Source organism: Kitasatospora sp. NPDC001547 (assembly GCF_042894165.1).
Classification (GTDB): Bacteria; Actinomycetota; Actinomycetes; order Streptomycetales; family Streptomycetaceae; genus Kitasatospora.
In genome coordinates this window covers 26,547-44,004 of record NZ_JBIAVL010000026.1, presented here as the reverse complement: position 1 = coordinate 44,004, position 17,458 = coordinate 26,547, and the positions used below count along the sequence as shown (strand labels likewise).

The 17,458-nt window shown below is 74.0% G+C and carries 14 protein-coding genes; 7 read left to right on the top strand and 7 right to left on the bottom strand.

The window, feature by feature from the left end:
- Positions 1–208: 208 nt before the first annotated feature.
- On the bottom strand, positions 209–841 hold the full coding sequence (locus tag ACFY0X_RS31735; RefSeq protein WP_387759768.1) for a hypothetical protein: 633 nt from the start codon (positions 839–841) through the stop codon (positions 209–211).
- Here ACFY0X_RS31735 and ACFY0X_RS31730 point away from each other — a divergent pair.
- Positions 830–1,645, top strand: a complete 816-nt coding sequence (locus ACFY0X_RS31730; protein ID WP_387759767.1) for a polysaccharide deacetylase family protein — start codon at positions 830–832, stop codon at positions 1,643–1,645. The genes ACFY0X_RS31735 and ACFY0X_RS31730 overlap by 12 nt on opposite strands.
- A gap of 1,299 nt (positions 1,646–2,944) precedes the next feature.
- Here ACFY0X_RS31730 and ACFY0X_RS31725 read toward each other — a convergent pair.
- Positions 2,945–3,715 carry a glutamate racemase gene (locus ACFY0X_RS31725; protein ID WP_387759766.1) on the bottom strand — a complete coding sequence of 257 codons (771 nt, stop codon included), beginning with the start codon at positions 3,713–3,715 and terminating at the stop codon, positions 2,945–2,947.
- Between the two features lie 57 nt (positions 3,716–3,772).
- Between ACFY0X_RS31725 and ACFY0X_RS31720 the strand changes: the two genes are divergently transcribed.
- Both ACFY0X_RS31720 and ACFY0X_RS31715 read left to right on the top strand, forming a co-directional pair.
- Positions 3,773–4,921 (top strand): glycosyltransferase, encoded by a 1,149-nt coding sequence (locus ACFY0X_RS31720; RefSeq protein ID WP_387759765.1) that lies wholly within the window; start codon positions 3,773–3,775, stop codon positions 4,919–4,921.
- Between the two features lie 43 nt (positions 4,922–4,964).
- Positions 4,965–5,714, top strand: coding sequence for an SAM-dependent methyltransferase (locus tag ACFY0X_RS31715; protein ID WP_387759764.1), 750 nt, complete (start codon positions 4,965–4,967; stop codon positions 5,712–5,714).
- 35 nt (positions 5,715–5,749) lie between these two features.
- On the opposite strand, the gene ACFY0X_RS31710 is transcribed toward ACFY0X_RS31715, so the two are convergent.
- The 3 genes from ACFY0X_RS31710 to ACFY0X_RS31700 all read right to left on the bottom strand — a co-directional run bounded on the left by ACFY0X_RS31710 (position 5,750) and on the right by ACFY0X_RS31700 (position 8,873).
- The gene (locus ACFY0X_RS31710) at positions 5,750–6,625 is read right to left on the bottom strand and encodes an alpha/beta fold hydrolase (protein ID WP_387759763.1); all 876 of its coding nucleotides are present in this window, start codon (positions 6,623–6,625) and stop codon (positions 5,750–5,752) included.
- A 163-nt stretch (positions 6,626–6,788) separates the two neighbouring features.
- Entirely contained in the window at positions 6,789–7,463 is a 675-nt protein-coding gene (locus ACFY0X_RS31705; RefSeq protein WP_387759761.1) for a thiol:disulfide interchange protein DsbA/DsbL, read from the bottom strand.
- A 129-nt stretch (positions 7,464–7,592) separates the two neighbouring features.
- A complete protein-coding gene (locus tag ACFY0X_RS31700) occupies positions 7,593–8,873 on the bottom strand; it encodes a glycosyltransferase family 4 protein (protein ID WP_387759760.1) in 1,281 nt (426 codons plus the stop codon).
- A 443-nt stretch (positions 8,874–9,316) separates the two neighbouring features.
- On the opposite strand from ACFY0X_RS31700, the gene mscL reads away from it, so the two are divergent.
- The 4 genes from mscL to ACFY0X_RS31680 all read left to right on the top strand — a co-directional run bounded on the left by mscL (position 9,317) and on the right by ACFY0X_RS31680 (position 14,847).
- Positions 9,317–9,763 carry a large conductance mechanosensitive channel protein MscL gene (mscL, locus tag ACFY0X_RS31695; protein WP_387759758.1) on the top strand — a complete coding sequence of 149 codons (447 nt, stop codon included), beginning with the start codon at positions 9,317–9,319 and terminating at the stop codon, positions 9,761–9,763.
- A 395-nt stretch (positions 9,764–10,158) separates the two neighbouring features.
- Positions 10,159–10,944 (top strand): DUF6643 family protein, encoded by a 786-nt coding sequence (locus ACFY0X_RS31690; RefSeq protein ID WP_387759757.1) that lies wholly within the window; start codon positions 10,159–10,161, stop codon positions 10,942–10,944.
- 200 nt (positions 10,945–11,144) lie between these two features.
- Positions 11,145–12,020 carry an MOSC domain-containing protein gene (locus ACFY0X_RS31685; protein ID WP_387759755.1) on the top strand — a complete coding sequence of 292 codons (876 nt, stop codon included), beginning with the start codon at positions 11,145–11,147 and terminating at the stop codon, positions 12,018–12,020.
- A gap of 319 nt (positions 12,021–12,339) precedes the next feature.
- On the top strand, positions 12,340–14,847 hold the full coding sequence (locus ACFY0X_RS31680) for a right-handed parallel beta-helix repeat-containing protein (protein ID WP_387759754.1): 2,508 nt from the start codon (positions 12,340–12,342) through the stop codon (positions 14,845–14,847).
- Positions 14,848–14,957: 110 nt separating this feature from the next.
- Here the strand turns inward: ACFY0X_RS31680 and ACFY0X_RS31675 are convergent, their stop codons facing one another.
- On the bottom strand, positions 14,958–16,076 hold the full coding sequence (locus ACFY0X_RS31675; RefSeq protein WP_387759752.1) for a PLP-dependent cysteine synthase family protein: 1,119 nt from the start codon (positions 16,074–16,076) through the stop codon (positions 14,958–14,960).
- Between the two features lie 99 nt (positions 16,077–16,175).
- The gene (locus ACFY0X_RS31670; RefSeq protein WP_387759751.1) at positions 16,176–17,456 is read right to left on the bottom strand and encodes an ROK family protein; all 1,281 of its coding nucleotides are present in this window, start codon (positions 17,454–17,456) and stop codon (positions 16,176–16,178) included.
- Between the last annotated feature and the right edge of the window lie 2 nt (positions 17,457–17,458).

Here is a 17,458-nt window from a genome sequence, read left to right as displayed (position 1 = left end):
CCAAGGTACCCCGGGGCGGCGTGGGGGGCAGCCCGCAGTGAGTGAAGGTTCGAACACGCTGCGCAACCGGCGGATCCGGGCTGGTCAGGGGCGCGCGACGGCCGCTCCGAGGTGTGTACGAGACGTCCGCGCGGGCTTTCCGGCTCCACAATCAGTCCACGAAAAATCCTCGTCCCCCCGGTACAACCATCCGTCCGGCGCAGCGGTCTCAATGGCATTGAGTGATCCAGGAGCCGTTCGAGGGACGGGTGTGAACCCCCCACCGAGAACAGGAATATCCAGGAGCGGAGCCGCCGCCCCTGGAGTCGGAGGCCGGGCTCCGTCCTCCGGCGGTACCGCCACGCCGCTCGGCGAACGAGGGGGAACCGTGCCGCAGTCCCAGTCCAGTACATCGATCTCCACGGCCCGCGCGCGGCCGACGCCCGGCGTGCGCGCGCTGCCTCCGCCCGCCGGGTGGCCGACGGGCCGGCGCACCGTCGGCCGGTCCGTCGACCGCCTGCACACCGACCGTCTGCATGCCGATCGTCAGCGCGGTGAGCGCCTGCTCGGCGAGCGCGCACACGACGAACTCCTTCACGACGAGCGCCGTCACGACGAGCGCCGTCACGACGAGGTCCTTCACGACGATCTCCTCCATGACGGCCACCGACACGGTGAGCGCGGGCAGGGCGAGCACCACGGTGCGCACCGGGACGGCGGGGGCCGTCACCGGGCGGCCGTCGACACGGAACAGCAGGACGCTCGGGGCGAATGGCTGCGGTTCGCCCCCGTCCAGCCGCTGTTCCGGGCCCTGGCCGCCCAGCGGCTCGCGGTGCTCGCCTACCACGGGGTGACCGACCACCGCTCCTTCGGCGCCCAGCTCGACCGGCTCCAACGGCTCGCCACGCCCGTCTCGCTCGACGCGGTCCTCCGGGCCGTGGCCGAGCGGCGGCCGCTGCCACCCCGGAGCGTCCTGGTCACCTTCGACGACGCCGACCGGAGCGTGCTCACCCACGCCCTGCCGGCCCTCGACGCCCGGGGCATCCCGGCCACCGCGTTCGTCATCTCGGAGCTCATCGGCACCGAGCGGCCGTTCTGGTGGCACGAGGCCGACTTCCTCGCCCGGCACGGAGGCCGGGCCCGGTCGCTCGACTGCGGACACCCGTCCCAGCTGCTCCGACGGCTCAAGGCCATGCCGGACCCGGACCGTCGGCGCAGCCTGCACGAGCTGCGGGTCAGCGCCGACCGCCGGCCGCCCCGCCAGGAGCAGCTGACGCCGGCCGACCTGCTCGCCCTGCGGGACGGGGGCGTCGCCATCGGCAACCACACCCAGGGGCACCCGTGCCTGGGGCGCTGCGACGACGACACCGTGCGCACCGAGATCACCGGCGCCCACGAGGCGCTCACCCGCTGGCTGGGCGAACCGCCGATCGCCTTCGCCTACCCGGACGGCGGCCACGACGTCCGTGCCGAAAGCGTCCTGCAGGAGCTCGGCTACCGCCTCGGCTTCCTCTCCGACCACCGCCTGGGCCCCCGACTCCCCTCCCATCCCCTCCAGATCAGCCGCCTCCAGGTCGACTCCACCACCAGCACCCGCCGCTTCGACACCATCCTCTCCGGCCTCGAACCCGCCTACCGCCGCTGGCGCCGCCAAGCCGTCGCCTAGCCGGAGCCAGATTCCGCACCAAAAGTCGGCCTGGCCGACTTTTGGTGCGGCCACGGTTCAAGCCACCAGATCGCCTTCTCCCGCGCCCGTCCCGATCATTTCGAGCGCCAGGAATAAAGAGCACTGACACCCTCCAACACCCGCTCCATCTACGCGAATAGATGGGGTCCTCACCCCGGCGCCCCGCTGCACAGAACGCCACGGCAAAAGCCTCGAACCCCACGCGCCCCCTGCACGAGAAGTCGACCCGGCCGACTTCTGCGTACCTGGCCGGACCGAAAGCCCCACTCGGCCACGCTTCTACGCGGGTAGAAACTGCCGCGCCGGCCACTCGCGGCAAGGAGCAACTCCCGCCGCACCAAAAGTCGGCCGGACCTCCCCTGAACGCCGAACCGATCGACGCCCTGCACGCCGCTCCAGAACTCATCCCACGGCACAAGCCGCAGCGCCACGAGAAGTCGGCCAGGCCGACTTCCTGCGCACCTGGCCGGACCGCAAGCCCCACTTGCCGCGCTCTACGCGGGTAGACACTGCAGCCACTCAGCGCGGGAAGGGCCACTTCCTGCCGCACCAAAGGTCGGCCGGTCCGACTTCTCGTGCGCCAACCGAGCCCCACGAGAACGTTCCCCAACCACGATTCCGCGGTGGCGGCAGCTGCTGACGCAACGCGGGAGGTCGACTGGGCCGGCCTCCCACTACCCAGGGAAAGGGAGTCTTCGCGCGTATAGCCGTGCGTCGATAGGCACAGGGAGCGCAGGAGGCAGACCGCTGCGCGAGAAGTCGGCCTGGCCGACTTCTCGTGTGCCACACCCCCGGCTGGCGGCCGGTTAGCAGCCTCAAGGGCAGCCCGTCCGCAGCGATGGCGTTCGGCGCTCCACACGGGAAGTCGGCCCAATCTCATCGCGGGCGCGAACAGGAAGTCCTCGCAGCCACTGCGCGAGAAGCCGGACAGGCCGACTTCTCGTGCGCCGCCTCCACCCCAAGCTGGGCGCAGCGGCCCGCCGGAGGGGTTCTATGCGCGTAGATAATGGCATTCGGCCGGTCGCAGTGCGCCAGAGGTCGGCCCGGCCGACCTCCCTGTGCGTCGACCTCTCGTGGAGCAGGAGTCCGAGCCGTACCTCCAAAGGGCCGTGGCGGGCTCGCTGCTGGGGGTTGCGCGCGAGAAGTCGGCCGGGCCGACTTCTCGCGCGCAGGGGTGGCTAGACCGGCGCGGCTGCCGTGGCGCTATGCGCGCAGATGGGGCAGGGGGACGCGCGAGAAGTCGGCTGGGTCGACTTTCTGTGCGCCCTGGTGGGCGGGTCAGGCGATGAGGGTGGCGAGGGTGGTGCCCTGGGGGTAGAGGGCGGCGGCCTGGGGGAGGGTGGCCGGGGCGCCGGCGTGGAGGACGGTGAGGGTTCCGGTGCCGGTGCGGGTGGGGTCGGCGACGCGGCGGAGGGCCTGGGCGGCGACGGCGTCGGCGGAGCCGAGCAGGGTGAGCGCCGGGGAGGCGGTCGGGGCGACGGCGGCGCGGATGCGGTCGTCGACGAGCTCGTAGTGGGTGCAGCCGAGCACGATGACGTCGGTGCCGGCCGGCGTCCGCGCGGCGGCGTCCGCGATGGCGGCCGTGATGGCCGCGTCGTCGCCGTGCTCGACCGCGTCGGCGAGGCCCGGGCAGGCGACCTCGGTGACGTCCGCCGAGCCGCCGAAGTCGCGGATCAGTCCGCGCTGGTAGGCGCTGCCGGTGGTGGCCGGGGTGGCCCAGATGGCGACCCGGCCGCCCCGGGCGGCGGCGGGCTTGATCGCCGGGACGGTGCCGATCACCGGCAGCCCGGGCTCCAGCTCGGCCCGCAGGGCGGCGAGCGCGTGGACGGAGGCCGTGTTGCAGGCGATCACCAGCGCGTCCGGCTCGAGCGCGGCGGCGGCCCGGCAGCAGCCGAGGGCCAGCTCGGTGACCTCTTCCGGCGTACGCGGCCCCCACGGCATCGAGGCCGGGTTGGAAGAGAGCACCAGGTCCACGTCCGGGCGCAGCTTCCGAAGGGCGGCGGCGGCGGCCAGCAGGCCGATTCCGGAGTCCATCAGTGCGATCTTCACGGGTCAAGACTTTAGTCGATCCGCCCACCCGGCCCGGTTCTGCGGCAGACTGCCGACGTGACCGTCCTGCTGTGGATCGCCGCGTCCTCCCTGCTGGTCTGGCTCTGGCTGGCGTGCTGCCACGGCTCGTTCTGGCGCACCGACGTACGGCTGCCGCCGCGTCGTCCACCGGTTCGCTGGCCGCGGGCGGCGATCGTGGTGCCGGCCCGGGACGAGGCGTCCGTGCTCCCGGTGAGCCTGCCGACGCTGCTGGCGCAGAAGTACCCGGGGCAGGCCCGGGTGATCCTGGTGGACGACCACAGTTCGGACGGCACCGGGGCGCTGGCGGCCGAGCTGCGGACGATCGACGGACTGGAGCTGACCGTCACCACCCCTCCCCCGCTGCCGCCGGGCTGGACCGGCAAGCTGTGGGCGCTGCGGCACGGCGTGGCCCTGGCCGGTCCGGACGTCGAGTACCTGCTGCTGACGGACGCCGACATCGCGCACGGCCCGGACTCGCTGGCCGAGCTGGTGGCCGCCGCCGAGAGCAACGGGCTGGACCTCGTGTCGCAGATGGCCCGGCTGCGGGTGGAGACCGGCTGGGAGCGGCTGATCGTGCCGGCCTTCGTGTACTTCTTCGCCCAGCTGTACCCGTTCCGCCGGAGCAACCGTCCGGGTGCCCGGACGGCGGCCGCGGCCGGCGGCTGCTCGCTGGTGCGGCGCGAGGCGCTGGAGCGGGCGGGCGGGGTGGCGGCGATCCGCGGCGCGGTGATCGACGACGTGTCGCTGGCCCGGGCCGTGAAGTCCACCGGCGGCCGGACCTGGCTGGGCCTGGCCGGCGAGGTGGACAGCGTGCGCCCGTACCCGCGGCTGGAGCAGCTGTGGCGGATGGTGTCGCGCAGCGCGTACGCCCAGCTCAGGCACTCGCCACCGGTGCTGCTCGGGACGGTGCTGGGGCTGGCGCTGGTGTACCTGGTGCCGCCGGTGGCGACGGTGGCCGGGCTGGCGGCGGGGGCACCGGCGGTGGCGGCCGCGGGCGGGGCGGCGTGGGCGCTGATGGCGGGCACGTACCTGCCGATGGTCCGCTACTACGGGCAGCCGGCCGCGGCCGTCCTGCTGCTGCCGTTCACCGCGGGGCTGTACCTGCTGATGACGGTCGACTCGGCGGTGCAGCACTGGCGCGGCCGGGGCGCGGCGTGGAAGGGCCGGACGTACTCCGGGGCGTGAGAAATTCCCTGCGCGGCGGTGCGGCCGGATCCATACTGCTCGGATGGACCGTCAGCAGATCTCCCGCCTCGCCCATGCCCACCACCCGATCGCGGCCCCGCTGACGGACGAGTCGGTGGCCCGGATCCTGGCCCGTGCCACGGCCGGGACGGAGCGGGGCCGGGCGCTGGACCTCGGTTGCGGTGAGGGCGCCTGGCTGCTCCGGGCGCTGGCGGCCAACCCGGGCTGGCAGGCGGTCGGCGTGGACCTGGACGCGGCGGCGCTGACCAAGGCCCGGGAGACGGCGACGGCACTCGGTGTGGTCCGCCGGATCGGTCTGCACCACCTGGACGCACGCGAGTTCACCGCGAGCGAGCCCTTCGACCTGGTGCTGTGCGTCGGTGCCACCCACGCCTTCGGCGGTCTGCTGCCGACGCTCGCCGCGGCCCGCGGACTCCTGGCCCCGGGTGGCCGGTTGCTGGTCGGCGAGGGTTTCTGGCAGCGCGAGCCCTCACAGGCGGCGCTGGACGGGCTGGGCGGGGCGGCGCGGGAGGACTACGCGGATCTGGCGACGACCACCGACCGGGTCCAGGCGGACGGCTGGACACCCGTGTTCGGGTACGTCAGCAGCGAACAGGAGTGGGACGACTACGAGTTCTCCTGGACGGGCTCGCTGGCGCAGTGGGCGCTGGAGCACCCGGACCACCCGGACGCGGCGGCCGCCCGGGAGGCCGCGGACCGGCACCGCACCGAGTGGCTGCGCGGCTACCGGGGGACGTTCGGCTTCGTCACGTACCTGCTGCGCCGCGACTGATCGGCCGGACCGGATGACTTCACCCGGGCGACCGGCTACTTACCGACCCGGGCGAGGAAGTCGTCGATCAGCGGCACGATCTCCGTCAGCTTCTCCTCCAGCGCGAAGTGCCCGGTGTCGAACAGGTGCAGCTCGGCCCCGGGCAGGTCGCGCAGGTAGGCACGGGCGCCGGCGGCGGTGAAGAACGGATCGTGCACTCCCCAGAGCACCAGCGTGGGCGGCTGGTTGGCGCGCAACCAGGCCTGCCAGTCGGGGTACAGCTCCACGTTGGAGAAGTAGTCGAGGGCGAGTTCGACTTGGATGTCCTTGCGGCCGGGCAGGTCGAGGAAGTGCTGGTCGAGCGTCCAGCCGTCGGGGGCCACCAGGCTCGGGTCGCCGGTGCCGCCCTCGTACTGGGCGCGGGTGACGTCCAGCGTGAGGATCGAGCGGGCGGCCTGCTCGGCTCCGGGCACGCCACGCCGGTTGGCGATGAACTCCCGCGCCTGGTCGGACAGCCCCTCCTCGTAGGCGTTGCCGTTCTGGACCACCAGCCCGGTGACCCACTCCGGGTGCCGGGTGGCCAGGCGCAGGCCGACGGGGGCGCCGAAGTCGAAGACGTACAGCGCGAAGCGGTCCAGGCCGAGGTTGAGGCAGAAGCCCTCGACCACGTCGGCGAGGGTCTCGAAGCGGTACGTGAAGGCGTCGGGCGCGGGGCTGTCGCTGTGGCCGAACCCGGGGTAGTCGGGGGCTATCAGGCGGTAGCGGGTGCCGAGCGCGTCGAGCAGCCTGGCGTACTGGTGGGAGGCGGAGGGGAAGCCGTGCAGCAGCAGGAGCACGGGGGCGTCGGCCGGGCCGGCTTCGCGGTAGAAGACGCGCAGACCGTCGACGTCGACGTGGCGGTGGTGGACGTGCGGGACCGTCAGCTCGCTCATGCTAACCATTAAACAGCACTTTACCGGTTAGACAAGGGTGTGTGCCGGACAAAAGGCCTGCCCGGCAGGGCACATGAGCGAGCTGATCCGCTGTCACCGCGAGATCCGCGAGGCCGGCGAGGTCCGCGCGCCGCGAGCTGCGCCGCGCGGTCCGCGCGCGGGCTCAGTGGTTCTTCGCCTGCTCCTGCTGCACCAGGTGGTCGAGCACCTCGGGCATCCCCTCGACCCCGCCGGCCTGGGTCGGCGAGGTGCGGTACTCGCCCTGGACGATGACCGTCGGCAGTTCGTTGATGCCGTAGCGGGTGAAGGCGGCGGCGGCGTCCTCGACCGACTGGGTCACCGCGGCGGAGCGGTACGTCCGGCCGAACGTCCGGGGGTCGACGCCGTGGCGCGCGGCCCAGTTGGTCGCGGTGGCCTCGGTGGTGAGGTCGAGCTTCTCGTTGTGCACGGCGCGGAAGACGTCGGCCTGGAGGCGGTCGACCAGTCCGAGGCGCTCCAGCGTGTAGTACATCCTGGCGTGGCCGCGCTGTACGGCCTCCTCCCGGCTGCCGGGCCAGATGGCCGGCACGCGGTGCAGCGCGACATCGGCGTGGTGCTTCTCCGCCCAGGCCTGCAGGGGCTGTTCGAGCGCCTGGGAGTGGCCGCAGTCGTACCAGAAGAACTCGACCGCCTCGGTCCGGGCGCTCTCGCGGACCGGTTGGGGGTGATCGAGCTGGACGAACTTGGAGACGTCCGCGGGGAGTTCGTGGGGCATGGCGCCGGCCTGGACGGGGGACGCGGCGATCCCGACGGTGACGGCGAGCAGGACGGTGGACCGCAGGAGAGACTTCGAGTTCACACCGGGCAGTGTGCTGGCGACGGTTCGTTACCGACTGGTTGCTGCGGCACGCCCGGGCCGGATTCGCCCGAACGGCGCAACCTGCCGCGCCCGTGGACGGGGCGGACCACCCAGGCGGGGCCGGCGCGGTCAGCCGGCGCTCTCGGTGCCCGCCGTCGAGACCTCGGTGACCAGTCGCTGCCAGGCGTCCACGACGGCGCCCAGCTCGAAGTGCTCCAGCGCGTGCGCCCGGGCCGCCGCGCCGAGGCCCGCCCGGTTGACCGCGAGCACCTTGCCCAGCGCCTCCGCCAGGGCGAGCGGGTCCCCGGGGGCGACCAGCGCGCCGGTGGCGCCGTCCCGGACGACCTCGCGCACCCAGCCGACGTCGGTCGCCACGGCGGGGACCCCGGCCAGCGCCGCCTCGATCAACGCGCCGGGTACACCCTCGCTGTCGCTGGTCAGCAGCAGCGCGTCGGCGGCCCGGTAGAGCGGGGCCGGGTCGGGCAGCGGGCCGAGGAAGTGGGCCCGGGCGGCGGCCGGGTGGCGGGCCAGCGTCTCGCGCAGCGGTCCGTCCCCGGCGACGGCCAGCCGGACGTCGGGCAGCCGGTCGAGTACGTCGAGGGCGAGGTCGAGCCGCTTCTCCGGAGCTATCGCCCCGATCCAGGCGACCAGCAGCACGTCGGCCGGCAGGCCCAGCGCGTGCCGCGCGGCACGCCGGTCGTCCCGGCCGTCGGCGGGCGGGTAGCTCTCGGCGGCACGGGAGTTGGGGATCACGTGGACCTTGCCGTCGGGCAGCCGGAACTGCTCCTCCAGGACGACACGCGCCTCGTCGGTGAGGGTGGTGACGGCGGCCGCCCGGTGCATCAGCGCGCCACCGCGGACCCGGCGCAGCCGGTTGGCGGTCCAGTAGCGCGGGTGGCCGACCGAGACGTAGACGAAGGGCGTCCCCGTGCCGGCCAGGGCGAGGGCGCAGGCGGCCAGGGTGTCCGAGCCGTGGGCGAGCACCACGTCGGCGGTGCGCGCGGCGGAGCGCAGTGCCCGCAGGGTGCTCGGGTGCAGCCGGCCGGGGCCCAGCACGGCGGCGGAGCGCAGCGCGGAGGCGGCCGAGCAGTCGGCCGGGGCCCGGCGCGCGACCCCGGAGTCCGGGCCCGGGGACTCCGCTCCTGCGGGGCGCGGGCCCGCGGGATCCTGGCCCGGGAAATCCGGGCCCGCGTGATCCGGGCGCACGGGGTCCGGACCCACCCCGGCGGGGCCGGACCGGAGCACCGGATGCGGGGCGAGGGCGCACAGCGCGGAGGACTGCCCCCGGCGGCCCAGTTCCCGGTGGAGGTCACGGGCGAAGTTCTGTGCTCCGCCACGGCGTGAGTCGCTGATCAGATGCAGGACGCGCGGACGGTTTCCGGCCGGATCGGCCGACAAATGGTCGGGCATGGACCGACCTTGGCACAGCGCTCCGCCCGGTACATCCCCTTCGCGCAACCTGATGGTGGCCCATCCGCCCGCACGTGTACACCGGGTGTGCGCCACGGGGCCGCCGTCGTGCGCCGGATGCGACCGTCGCGCGCCCCGTCTCGCCCCCCGCCGCGCTCCGGCTCACCCCGTCGCGCCGGGTCGGCGCCGCCCTTGACCGGCGCGTGCCGGTGTCAAGTGCCGTGTCAAACCGTCGAATTGGACCAGATGTTCGACCGCCGAAAGGCCGGTACGCGGAGCGCCCCCGCCACGCGCGGCCGCCGGGTGCCGGCGGCCTCGCCGGTTACCCGTGCGGGTGAACGCGGTTGGACCTCGGCCCCGGCCGCTCGGCAGGATGTCCGGCCGGGGCGGCACCCGCCGTGCCGCCCCATCTCCCCTCCCCCGTACGGATTTGGAGTCACCCGGTGTTCAAGGGATTCCGCAGCTTCCTGCTGCGCGGAAACGTGGTGGACCTCGCGGTCGGCATCGTGATCGGCGCGGCCTTCACCGCCGTCGTCACCGGGTTCGTCACCGCCTTCCTCACCCCGCTGGTCGGCGTCGCGTCCGGTGCCGTCGGCGACTTCACCCAGAAGACCTTCGACGTGGCCGGAACCCGGTTCCCGTACGGCGTCTTCGTCAACGCGGTCATCGGCTTCGTGCTGACCGCCGCCGTCATCTACTTCGCCGTGGTGCTGCCGGTCGGCAAGCTCCAGTCCCGCTTCGAATCGGCCAAGCCCGCGCCGGCCGCGAAGGTGGACTGCCCGGAGTGCCTGAGCTCCATCCCGGCCGCCGCGACCCGGTGCTCCTTCTGCACCTCCGAGATCGGCAAGCCGGACCTGCCCGCGCAGGCCCAGGCGCTGCAGTCGCACTGACCGCCGGCACCGGGCCGGCACCGGGCCTACGGCGCAGGTCACAGGCCTGAACCGAACGCCCGGAGGACTGACGGGAATTTTATTCCCGAAACATTCACGAGCCTCCGCCGCCTCCCCGGCGGGGGCTCGAATGCGCCGGCGCACGCCCGTCCGGAAAAAGTTTCTCCGCAGGGCCCCCGACCGTCCACCGGCCGGACACCCCAAGGCCTTCCGGAGGCCCCGTCCGGCTGCTGTTCGATCACTGACGGAGCGCCAAGGTTGTCCGGAACCGGACGCCGGAATGTCCGTCTTTACGACTTTCGAAACCTTTGTGCGAGCGAAGACTGTGTAAACACTCGAACTGCTCCCCCTCCCGCTCTCCTCAGCAGGCGCGTTGTGGGCTTACCGTATGCCCCATGACCTCGCCCCGCTCCTACGACGGAGTCGGCTACCCCTCTCCGTCCTTCTCCTCCGGCACGCCGATTTACGACAGCCTCGTGGCTGAGCGCGGCGTCCCCCAGATCGCACCCATCAACGTGCCGGCCGCCCTGCCGCCGGCACTGTCGTCCGGTTACGGATCCGGCCTCGGCCAGTCCTACGAGAACCGCTACGGCAACGGGTACGAGAGTGCAGGCAGCAACCTCCCCGCGCTGCCGCCCGCCCGCCTCGCCCTGGGCCCCGGCCCGAGCAGCGGTCCGTCCGCCGGCCCCGCCACGGCGTACATCCCCGCGCAGCCCGCGCCGGCGTACGCCGCCCCCCAGCCTTCGGTCCCCGGCTACGGCGCCCCCCAGCCGTACCAGCGACCGCAGGCCGGCACCCAGGCCTTCACCCAGACCAACGGCGGCGGTTACCAGCCGTCCGGCGGCCAGAGCTTCGGCGGCCAGAACACCTTCATCGGCGCCCAGGGCGGCCCGCAGACCTTCGGCGCGCAGCCGGCCGGCGGCCCGGGCGGTTTCGGCCAGGGCCAGGCCACCGGGCCGCAGGGCTTCGGCGGCCAGCAGTCCTTCGGCGGTCCGACCGCCGCCGGCGGCCCCGGTTTCCAGGGCCAGGGCGGCGACCAGTCCTTCGGCGGTGCCCAGCTGCGCCCGGCCATGGCGCCGGTCGCACCGGTTCGCCCGATGCAGCCGCAGCGCCCGGGCCAGTACGGCGAACCCGGCCAGTTCCAGGGCGGCGGCTACCAGCAGCAGGGCCAGGGCTACTGACCCACCGACACCCCGAGGCCGCCCCCCACGCGGCCCGCACCCGCACCACCTGAGCAGCACCCGGCGCCCCCCGTACGCCGGGCGAACGGAGAAACGGGTCATCCACGGACCGCCCGGCACGCCCCCCACGGCGTGCCGGGCGGTCCGTGCGCATCCGGGGGCCTGCCGGTGCGCCGGGGGGCGGCTGGCAGGATGGGGGAATGCAGCTCACCGGACTCCATGTCTATCCCGTCAAATCGATGTACCGCCTGAGCCCGGACTCCGCGGTGGTCCAACCCTGGGGCCTTGCCGGGGACCGCCGTTGGATGCTCGCCGACGCGACCGGCCGCTTCGTCAGCCAGCGGGAGAACGCGGCCCTCGGACAGGTCCGCGCCGGACTGCTGCCCGACGGCGTGCTCACCTTGACCGTCCCCGGCGGCTCCCGGATAGAGGTCCCCGCCCCCTCCGCCGCGGCCGGCGACCCGCTCACCGAGGTCGAGGTCTGGGGCACCCGCTTCCATGCCGCGGAGGCCGCCGAGGAAGCCCACCAGTGGATCGCCGAACACCTCGGCGACTACCGCCTGGTGCACCTGGACGACCCGCGCGCCCGGCCGGTCGACCCCGACTACAGCGAGCCCGGCGACTCCGTCTCGATGGCCGACGGCTTCCCGCTGCTGCTCGCCACCACCGCCTCGCTGGACCGGCTCAACGAGCTGGTCGCCGCCGAGGATCCGGAGGACCACGAGACCCTGCCGATGGAGCGCTTCCGCCCGAGCGTGGTGATCGGCGGCGCCGAGCCGTGGGCCGAGGACACCTGGCGCCGGATCCGGATCGGCTCGGTCACCTTCAAGGTCGTCAAGCCCTGCGGCCGCTGCGTGATCACCACGCTCGACCCGGAGACCGGCGAGCGGCGCGGCAAGGAGCCGCTGCGCACCCTGGCCCGGCACCACCGGCTGCTGCGCAAGGCCGCGTTCGGGCAGCACCTGATCCCCGAGCGGCCGGTCGGCGTCGAGGGCGACGAGCTCGGCACCCTGCGGCTGGGCGACGAGGTCGAGGTGCTGGAGGACGGGGCGCACTGGCCCGCCGACGGGCACTGATCACTCGGGGCGGGAGGTGGGGGTACCGCTCGTACCACCTCCCGCGCCGCCGGACGGCGGGGCGCACCGGCGCGCGGAGCCGCGCTCATCGCGTCCCGGGCTCTGGAACCGGCGCGTTCCGCACGGAACCACCGCTGTGCGCGCTCGTTGAAACAAGTGGTCGGAACCTGTGGCGGCGTTGAGCGCTACCGGTGTCCGCGCGACCGCGGGCGGCCGGACCACCCACGTGGGCGCGCTACGGTGGGCGGACGGCCCGCGCACCCCCGCGCGTTCGGCCCGATGATCGCCGGCTCGACGAAGGTGGGGACGACAGACCGTCATGGCTGAGCACAGGGTCCGGGTCACCCAGGACAGCGCATCCCGCTGGCGTCGCCGCGCGGGCGAGTACGACACGCTCGCGGAGGCCCTGGCCGCCGCCGAACCGGGCGACACCGTGACCGTGCGGCCGGGCACCTTCCGGGAGAACGTGCTGCTGGACAAGCCGGTGACGATCGTCCCGGCCCAGGGCCCGGGGACGGTCCGGATCGACCCGCCCTCCGGGGTGGCGCTCACCGTGACCGCCGCCGCGACCGTACGCGACCTGGTGGTCGAGGGCGGTGACAGCTCCACCCCGGCCGTCCTGATCACCGGGTCGGAGGCGGCGCCCGCCTTCAGCGGCTGCCGGATCGAGACCCGCTCGGCCACCGGCGTCGAGGTCACCAGCGGCGCCCGGCCGACCCTGCGCGGCTGCGTGGTCACCAACCCGGGCGGGCTCGGACTGCGGCTGCGCGGCGCGGACACCGCCGCCGCCTTTGAGGACTGCGAGGTCGCCGCCGCCGGACAGGCCGGACTGGCCGTCCTCGGCGGCGCCACCGCGGCCCTGGACCGCTGCCGCGTCCACCACGCCTCCGGCGCCGGCGTCCTGCTCTCCGACCCGGGCAGCGCGGCCGAACTGACCGGCTGCGAGATCTACGAGATCCGCGGCAGCGGCGTGCAGGCCGAGGCGCACGCGGGCGGGCGGCTGGTCGACTGCGACATCCACCGGGTCACCGGCAACGGGCTGACCCTGGACGGCGAGGCGGAGCTGGTGCTCACCGGCTGCCGGGTGCACGACCTGCCCGAGAACGGCGCCGACCTGCGCGGACGCGCCCGGTTGAGCCTCGTGCACAGCACCGTCCGGGACTTCGGGCGCGGGGCACTGTCGGTCTGGGACCAGGGCACCGAGGCCGTCGCCGAGTCCTGCCAGATCCACGGCTCGACGGGCGAGTACCCGGCGCTGTGGGTCAGCGACGGCGCCCGGCTCACCCTCACCGACTGCTCGCTGCACGACCTGCCGGACGCCCTGTTCGTCCTCGACCGGGACTCCGCCGCCACCGCCGAGGGCTGCTCGTTCAGCCGGATCCGCAGCTCGGCGGTCTCGGTCAGCGGCGGCGCCACCGTCTCCCTGGCCTCCTGCCGGGTGCAGGAGTCGGGCACCGGGCTCTGGTTCCGCGACCACGGCAGCGGCGGACTGCTCACCGACTGCGAGATCTCCGACGTGGCCACCGGCGTGATCGTCACCAAGGGCGCCGACCCGGTGCTGCGCGACTGCACCGTACGCGCCAGCACCGACGCCGGGGTGTACGTCTCGGCGCAGGGGCGGGGCACCTTCGAGGACTGCCGGGTCTCCCAGGGCAAGGGCTTCGGCTTCCACATCATCGACGGCTGCCGGACCCAGCTCACCCGGTGCCGGGCCGAGCACAACCAGCGGGCCGGGTTCGAGTTCTCCGAGCCGGGGCCGGTCACGGAGGGGTGCATCTCGGACGACGTCGCGGCCGCTCCGGTGCCGGCCGCCCCTCCCGGTGGCGGGGCGGGGCCGGGGTCGGGGCCGGCGTCCGGGCGGCACGGCGCGGGGCCCGGTCCGTCGTTCGGGTCCACCGACGTACCGGCGCCACGGACGGCCCAACTGGCCCCCGCCGCCCAGGCGTTGGTGTCTTCCATGGCGACGCCCTCGGCGGCGGCGTCCTCGGCGATCGCGCCGATCCCGGACTGCCGTCCGGCCGACGAGGCGCTCGCCGAGCTGGACTCCCTGGTCGGGCTGGCCACGGTGAAGCAGGAGGTGCGCACGCTGATCGACCTGATCTCGGTCGGCCGGCGCCGCCGCCAGGCCGGGCTCAAGGCGCCCTCGCTGCGCCGGCACCTGGTCTTCACCGGGGCACCGGGCACCGGGAAGACCACCGTCGCCCGGCTCTACGGCGAGATCCTCGCCTCGCTCGGGGTGCTCCAGCGCGGACACCTCGTCGAGGTGGCCCGGGTGGACCTGGTCGGCGAGCACATCGGCTCCACCGCGATCCGTACCGCGGCCGCCTTCGACCGGGCCCGCGGCGGGGTGCTCTTCATCGACGAGGCGTACGCGCTCGCACCCGAGGACGGGGCGCGGGACTTCGGGCGCGAGGCGATCGACACCCTGGTCAAGCTGATGGAGGACCACCGGGACGAGGTGGTCGTCATCGTGGCGGGCTACACCGCCGAGATGGAGCGCTTCCTCTCCGCCAACCCCGGTGTCTCGTCCCGCTTCTCACGCACCATCGGGTTCCCCGACTACTCGGCGGACGAGCTGCTGGAGATCGCCCGGGCGCAGTGCGCCGAGCACGAGTACGCGCTCTCCGCGGACACCGAGCTGGCGCTGCTGGAGCACTTCGGCGGGCTGGAGCGCGGGCCCAACTTCGGCAACGGGCGCACCGCGCGACAGGTCTTCGAGACCATGGTCGAGCGGCACGCGGTACGGATCGCCCACCTCGCGGACCCGTCCACGGAGGAGCTCCAGCTGCTCGTCCCGGCCGACCTGCCGCCGGTGCCGCTGCCGTAGGCCCGCCGGTGCCCCGGCCGTGGGCCCGCCGACCGGGGAACTCGCCCGCGGTGACGGGCCGTCGAGCCGGGGACGGGGGCACCGCGGACGGGCTCGGCGGGCGGGTCGGGTCAGCCCGTCCAGGCGCCGCCGGCCAGGAAGGACTCCAGCGCCGCGCGGTAGGGCGCGATGTCGATCCGCTCGCCCGCCAGCCAGTCGTCCGAGTAGTACTTGTCCAGGTAGCGGTCCCCCGGGTCGCAGATCAGGCCGACCACGCTGCCCGTCCGGCCGGCCTCCCGCATCTCGGCGACGATGCGCAGCGCGCTCCACAGGCCCGTGCCGGTGGAGGCGCCCGCCTTCTTGCCGAGCACCTGCTCCAGCACCCGCACCGCGGCGATCGACGCGGCGTCCGGCACCTTCATCATCCGGTCGACCGCCCCCGGGACGAAGCTCGGCTCCATCCGCGGACGGCCGATGCCCTCGATCCGCGAGCCGCTCTCGCAGACGGCCGCCGGGTCGTGGCGCACCCAGCCGTCGAAGAAGCAGGAGTTCTCCGGGTCCGCCACGCAGATCCGGGTGTCGTACTGCATGTAGTGGACGAACCGGGCGATGGTCGCCGAGGTGCCGCCGGTGCCCGCGGTGGCGACGATCCAGGCCGGCTCGGGGTGGGGTTCCAGGCGCAGTTGGGCGAAGACCGACTCGGCGATGTTGTTGTTGCCGCGCCAGTCGGTGGCCCGCTCGGCATAGGTGAACTGGTCCATGTAGTGCCCGCCGGTCTCCTCGGCGAGCCGGGCGGAGGCCTCGTAGACCTCGTCCGAACGCTCGACCAGGTGGCACTCGCCGCCGTGGAACTGGATCAGGTCGATCTTGGCCTGGCTGGTGCTCTTGGCCATCACCGCGATGAACGGCACGCCGATCAGCTGGGCGAAGTAGGCCTCGGAGACGGCGGTGGAGCCGCTGGAGGCCTCGATCACCGGCTTGCCCGGCCGGATCCAGCCGTTGCAGAGCCCGTAGAGGAAGAGCGAGCGGGCCAGGCGGTGCTTGAGCGAGCCGGTCGGGTGGGTGGACTCGTCCTTGAGGTAGAGGTCGATCCCCCACTCCGCGGGCAGCGGGAAGCGGAGCAGGTGGGTGTCGGCGGAGCGGTTGGCGTCGGCCTGGACCTTGCGCACCGCCTCCTTGAGCCAGACGCGGTACTCCGGGTCGGAGCGGTCGACGTCGACGGTCGGCTCGATGCCGGGATGGGTGCTCATGGTCGCTGACTCCCTCGTGGTGGCCCCCGCTGCTCACTACGAGTGTATGAGAGTCACGATAAGTGACCATTTCCGAAGCACCAGCTTCCGCTTATCGCCTCAGGGCAGCACCGGTACCGACTGCGGATCCGCCAGGTACGGCCCCCAGGCCAGCTCGGCCGCGCCCGCGAGCGCGCCGTGCGCCAGCTCCGCGCCGACGATCGGCACCCGGCCGCTGCGCCCCCACAGGCTGCGCTCGGCTACCACCGACCGCAGCCGGTCGGGCGCGGCCTCCAGCAGGTGGAGGTGCAGCCCGCTGAGGACCACCCGGTCGGGGTTGAGGATGTTGGCGACGCCCGCCAGGCCGAGCCCGAGCCGGTCGATGACGTGCTCCACGGCGGCCCGCGCCCGGTCGTCCGTGGCGGCCGCCCGGCACAGCTCGCGCGCCTGGTCGAGCAGTGGGCGCTCCGGATCCGGGGTGAGCCCGGCGGCGGCGAACAGCGCGTCGGGGTCGGTCTCGGAGTTGAGGCAGCCCCGGTTGCCGCACATGCAGGGCCGGCCCTGCGGGTCGACGGTGAGGTGGCCGACCTCCAGGGCGAGGCCGGCGCTGCCGGTGTGCAGATGGCCGTCGATGACCAGCGCGCCGCCGACGCCGCGGTGGCCGGAGGTGACGAAGAGCAGGTGTCGGGCGCCGCGGCCGGCGCCGTGCCGGTACTCGGCGAGCGCGGCCAGGTTGGCGTCGTTGGCGATCGCGGTGGGCAGCGGGCGCAGCGCGGTCGGGCCGTGGTCGGCGCGGCCGACCTCGACGTCGTACAGGTCGGCGACGGGGGTGCCGCTGGGCCAGGCGAAGTGCAGCGCGGCGAGGGCGGTGCCGTCCGGTTCGGTGACCGGGTTGGGCAGGGCGAGCGCGGCGCCGAGGCAGCGGCGGTCGGTCGCACGGGCGAGTTCGGCGCCGGCCACCGCGACGGCGCGCAGCATCCGGACCGGGTCGGTAGCGGCGGGCAGCGGCAGGTGGAGGGGCGCGTCCAGCAGCCCGCCGAGGCCGGCCAGGGTGACGCTCAGCCCGTCCGCGTGGATCTGCCCGGCGATCACAACCGGGCCCTGCGGGTCGATCGCGAGCCGGTGCGAGGGACGGCCGCGACCGCCGCCGGCCGGGCGCGAGTCGACGGTGATCAGGCCGAGCGCCTCCAGCTCGGCGGTGACCGCGCCGGCGGTGGCCCGGGTGACGTCCAGCGCGCGGGTGAGCGCCGAGCGGGTCGGCGTCTGACCGGTGTGGATCAGGGAGAGCGCGGGGCCGAGCAGCGTCCGGCCCCGGTCGGGAGCCGCGCGGCGGTGGCCGTCGCGCGGCGCGTCGGAGTCGTTCCCGGTGCCGGGCCTCGGGCTTGATGGTGAGAGCTGCACGC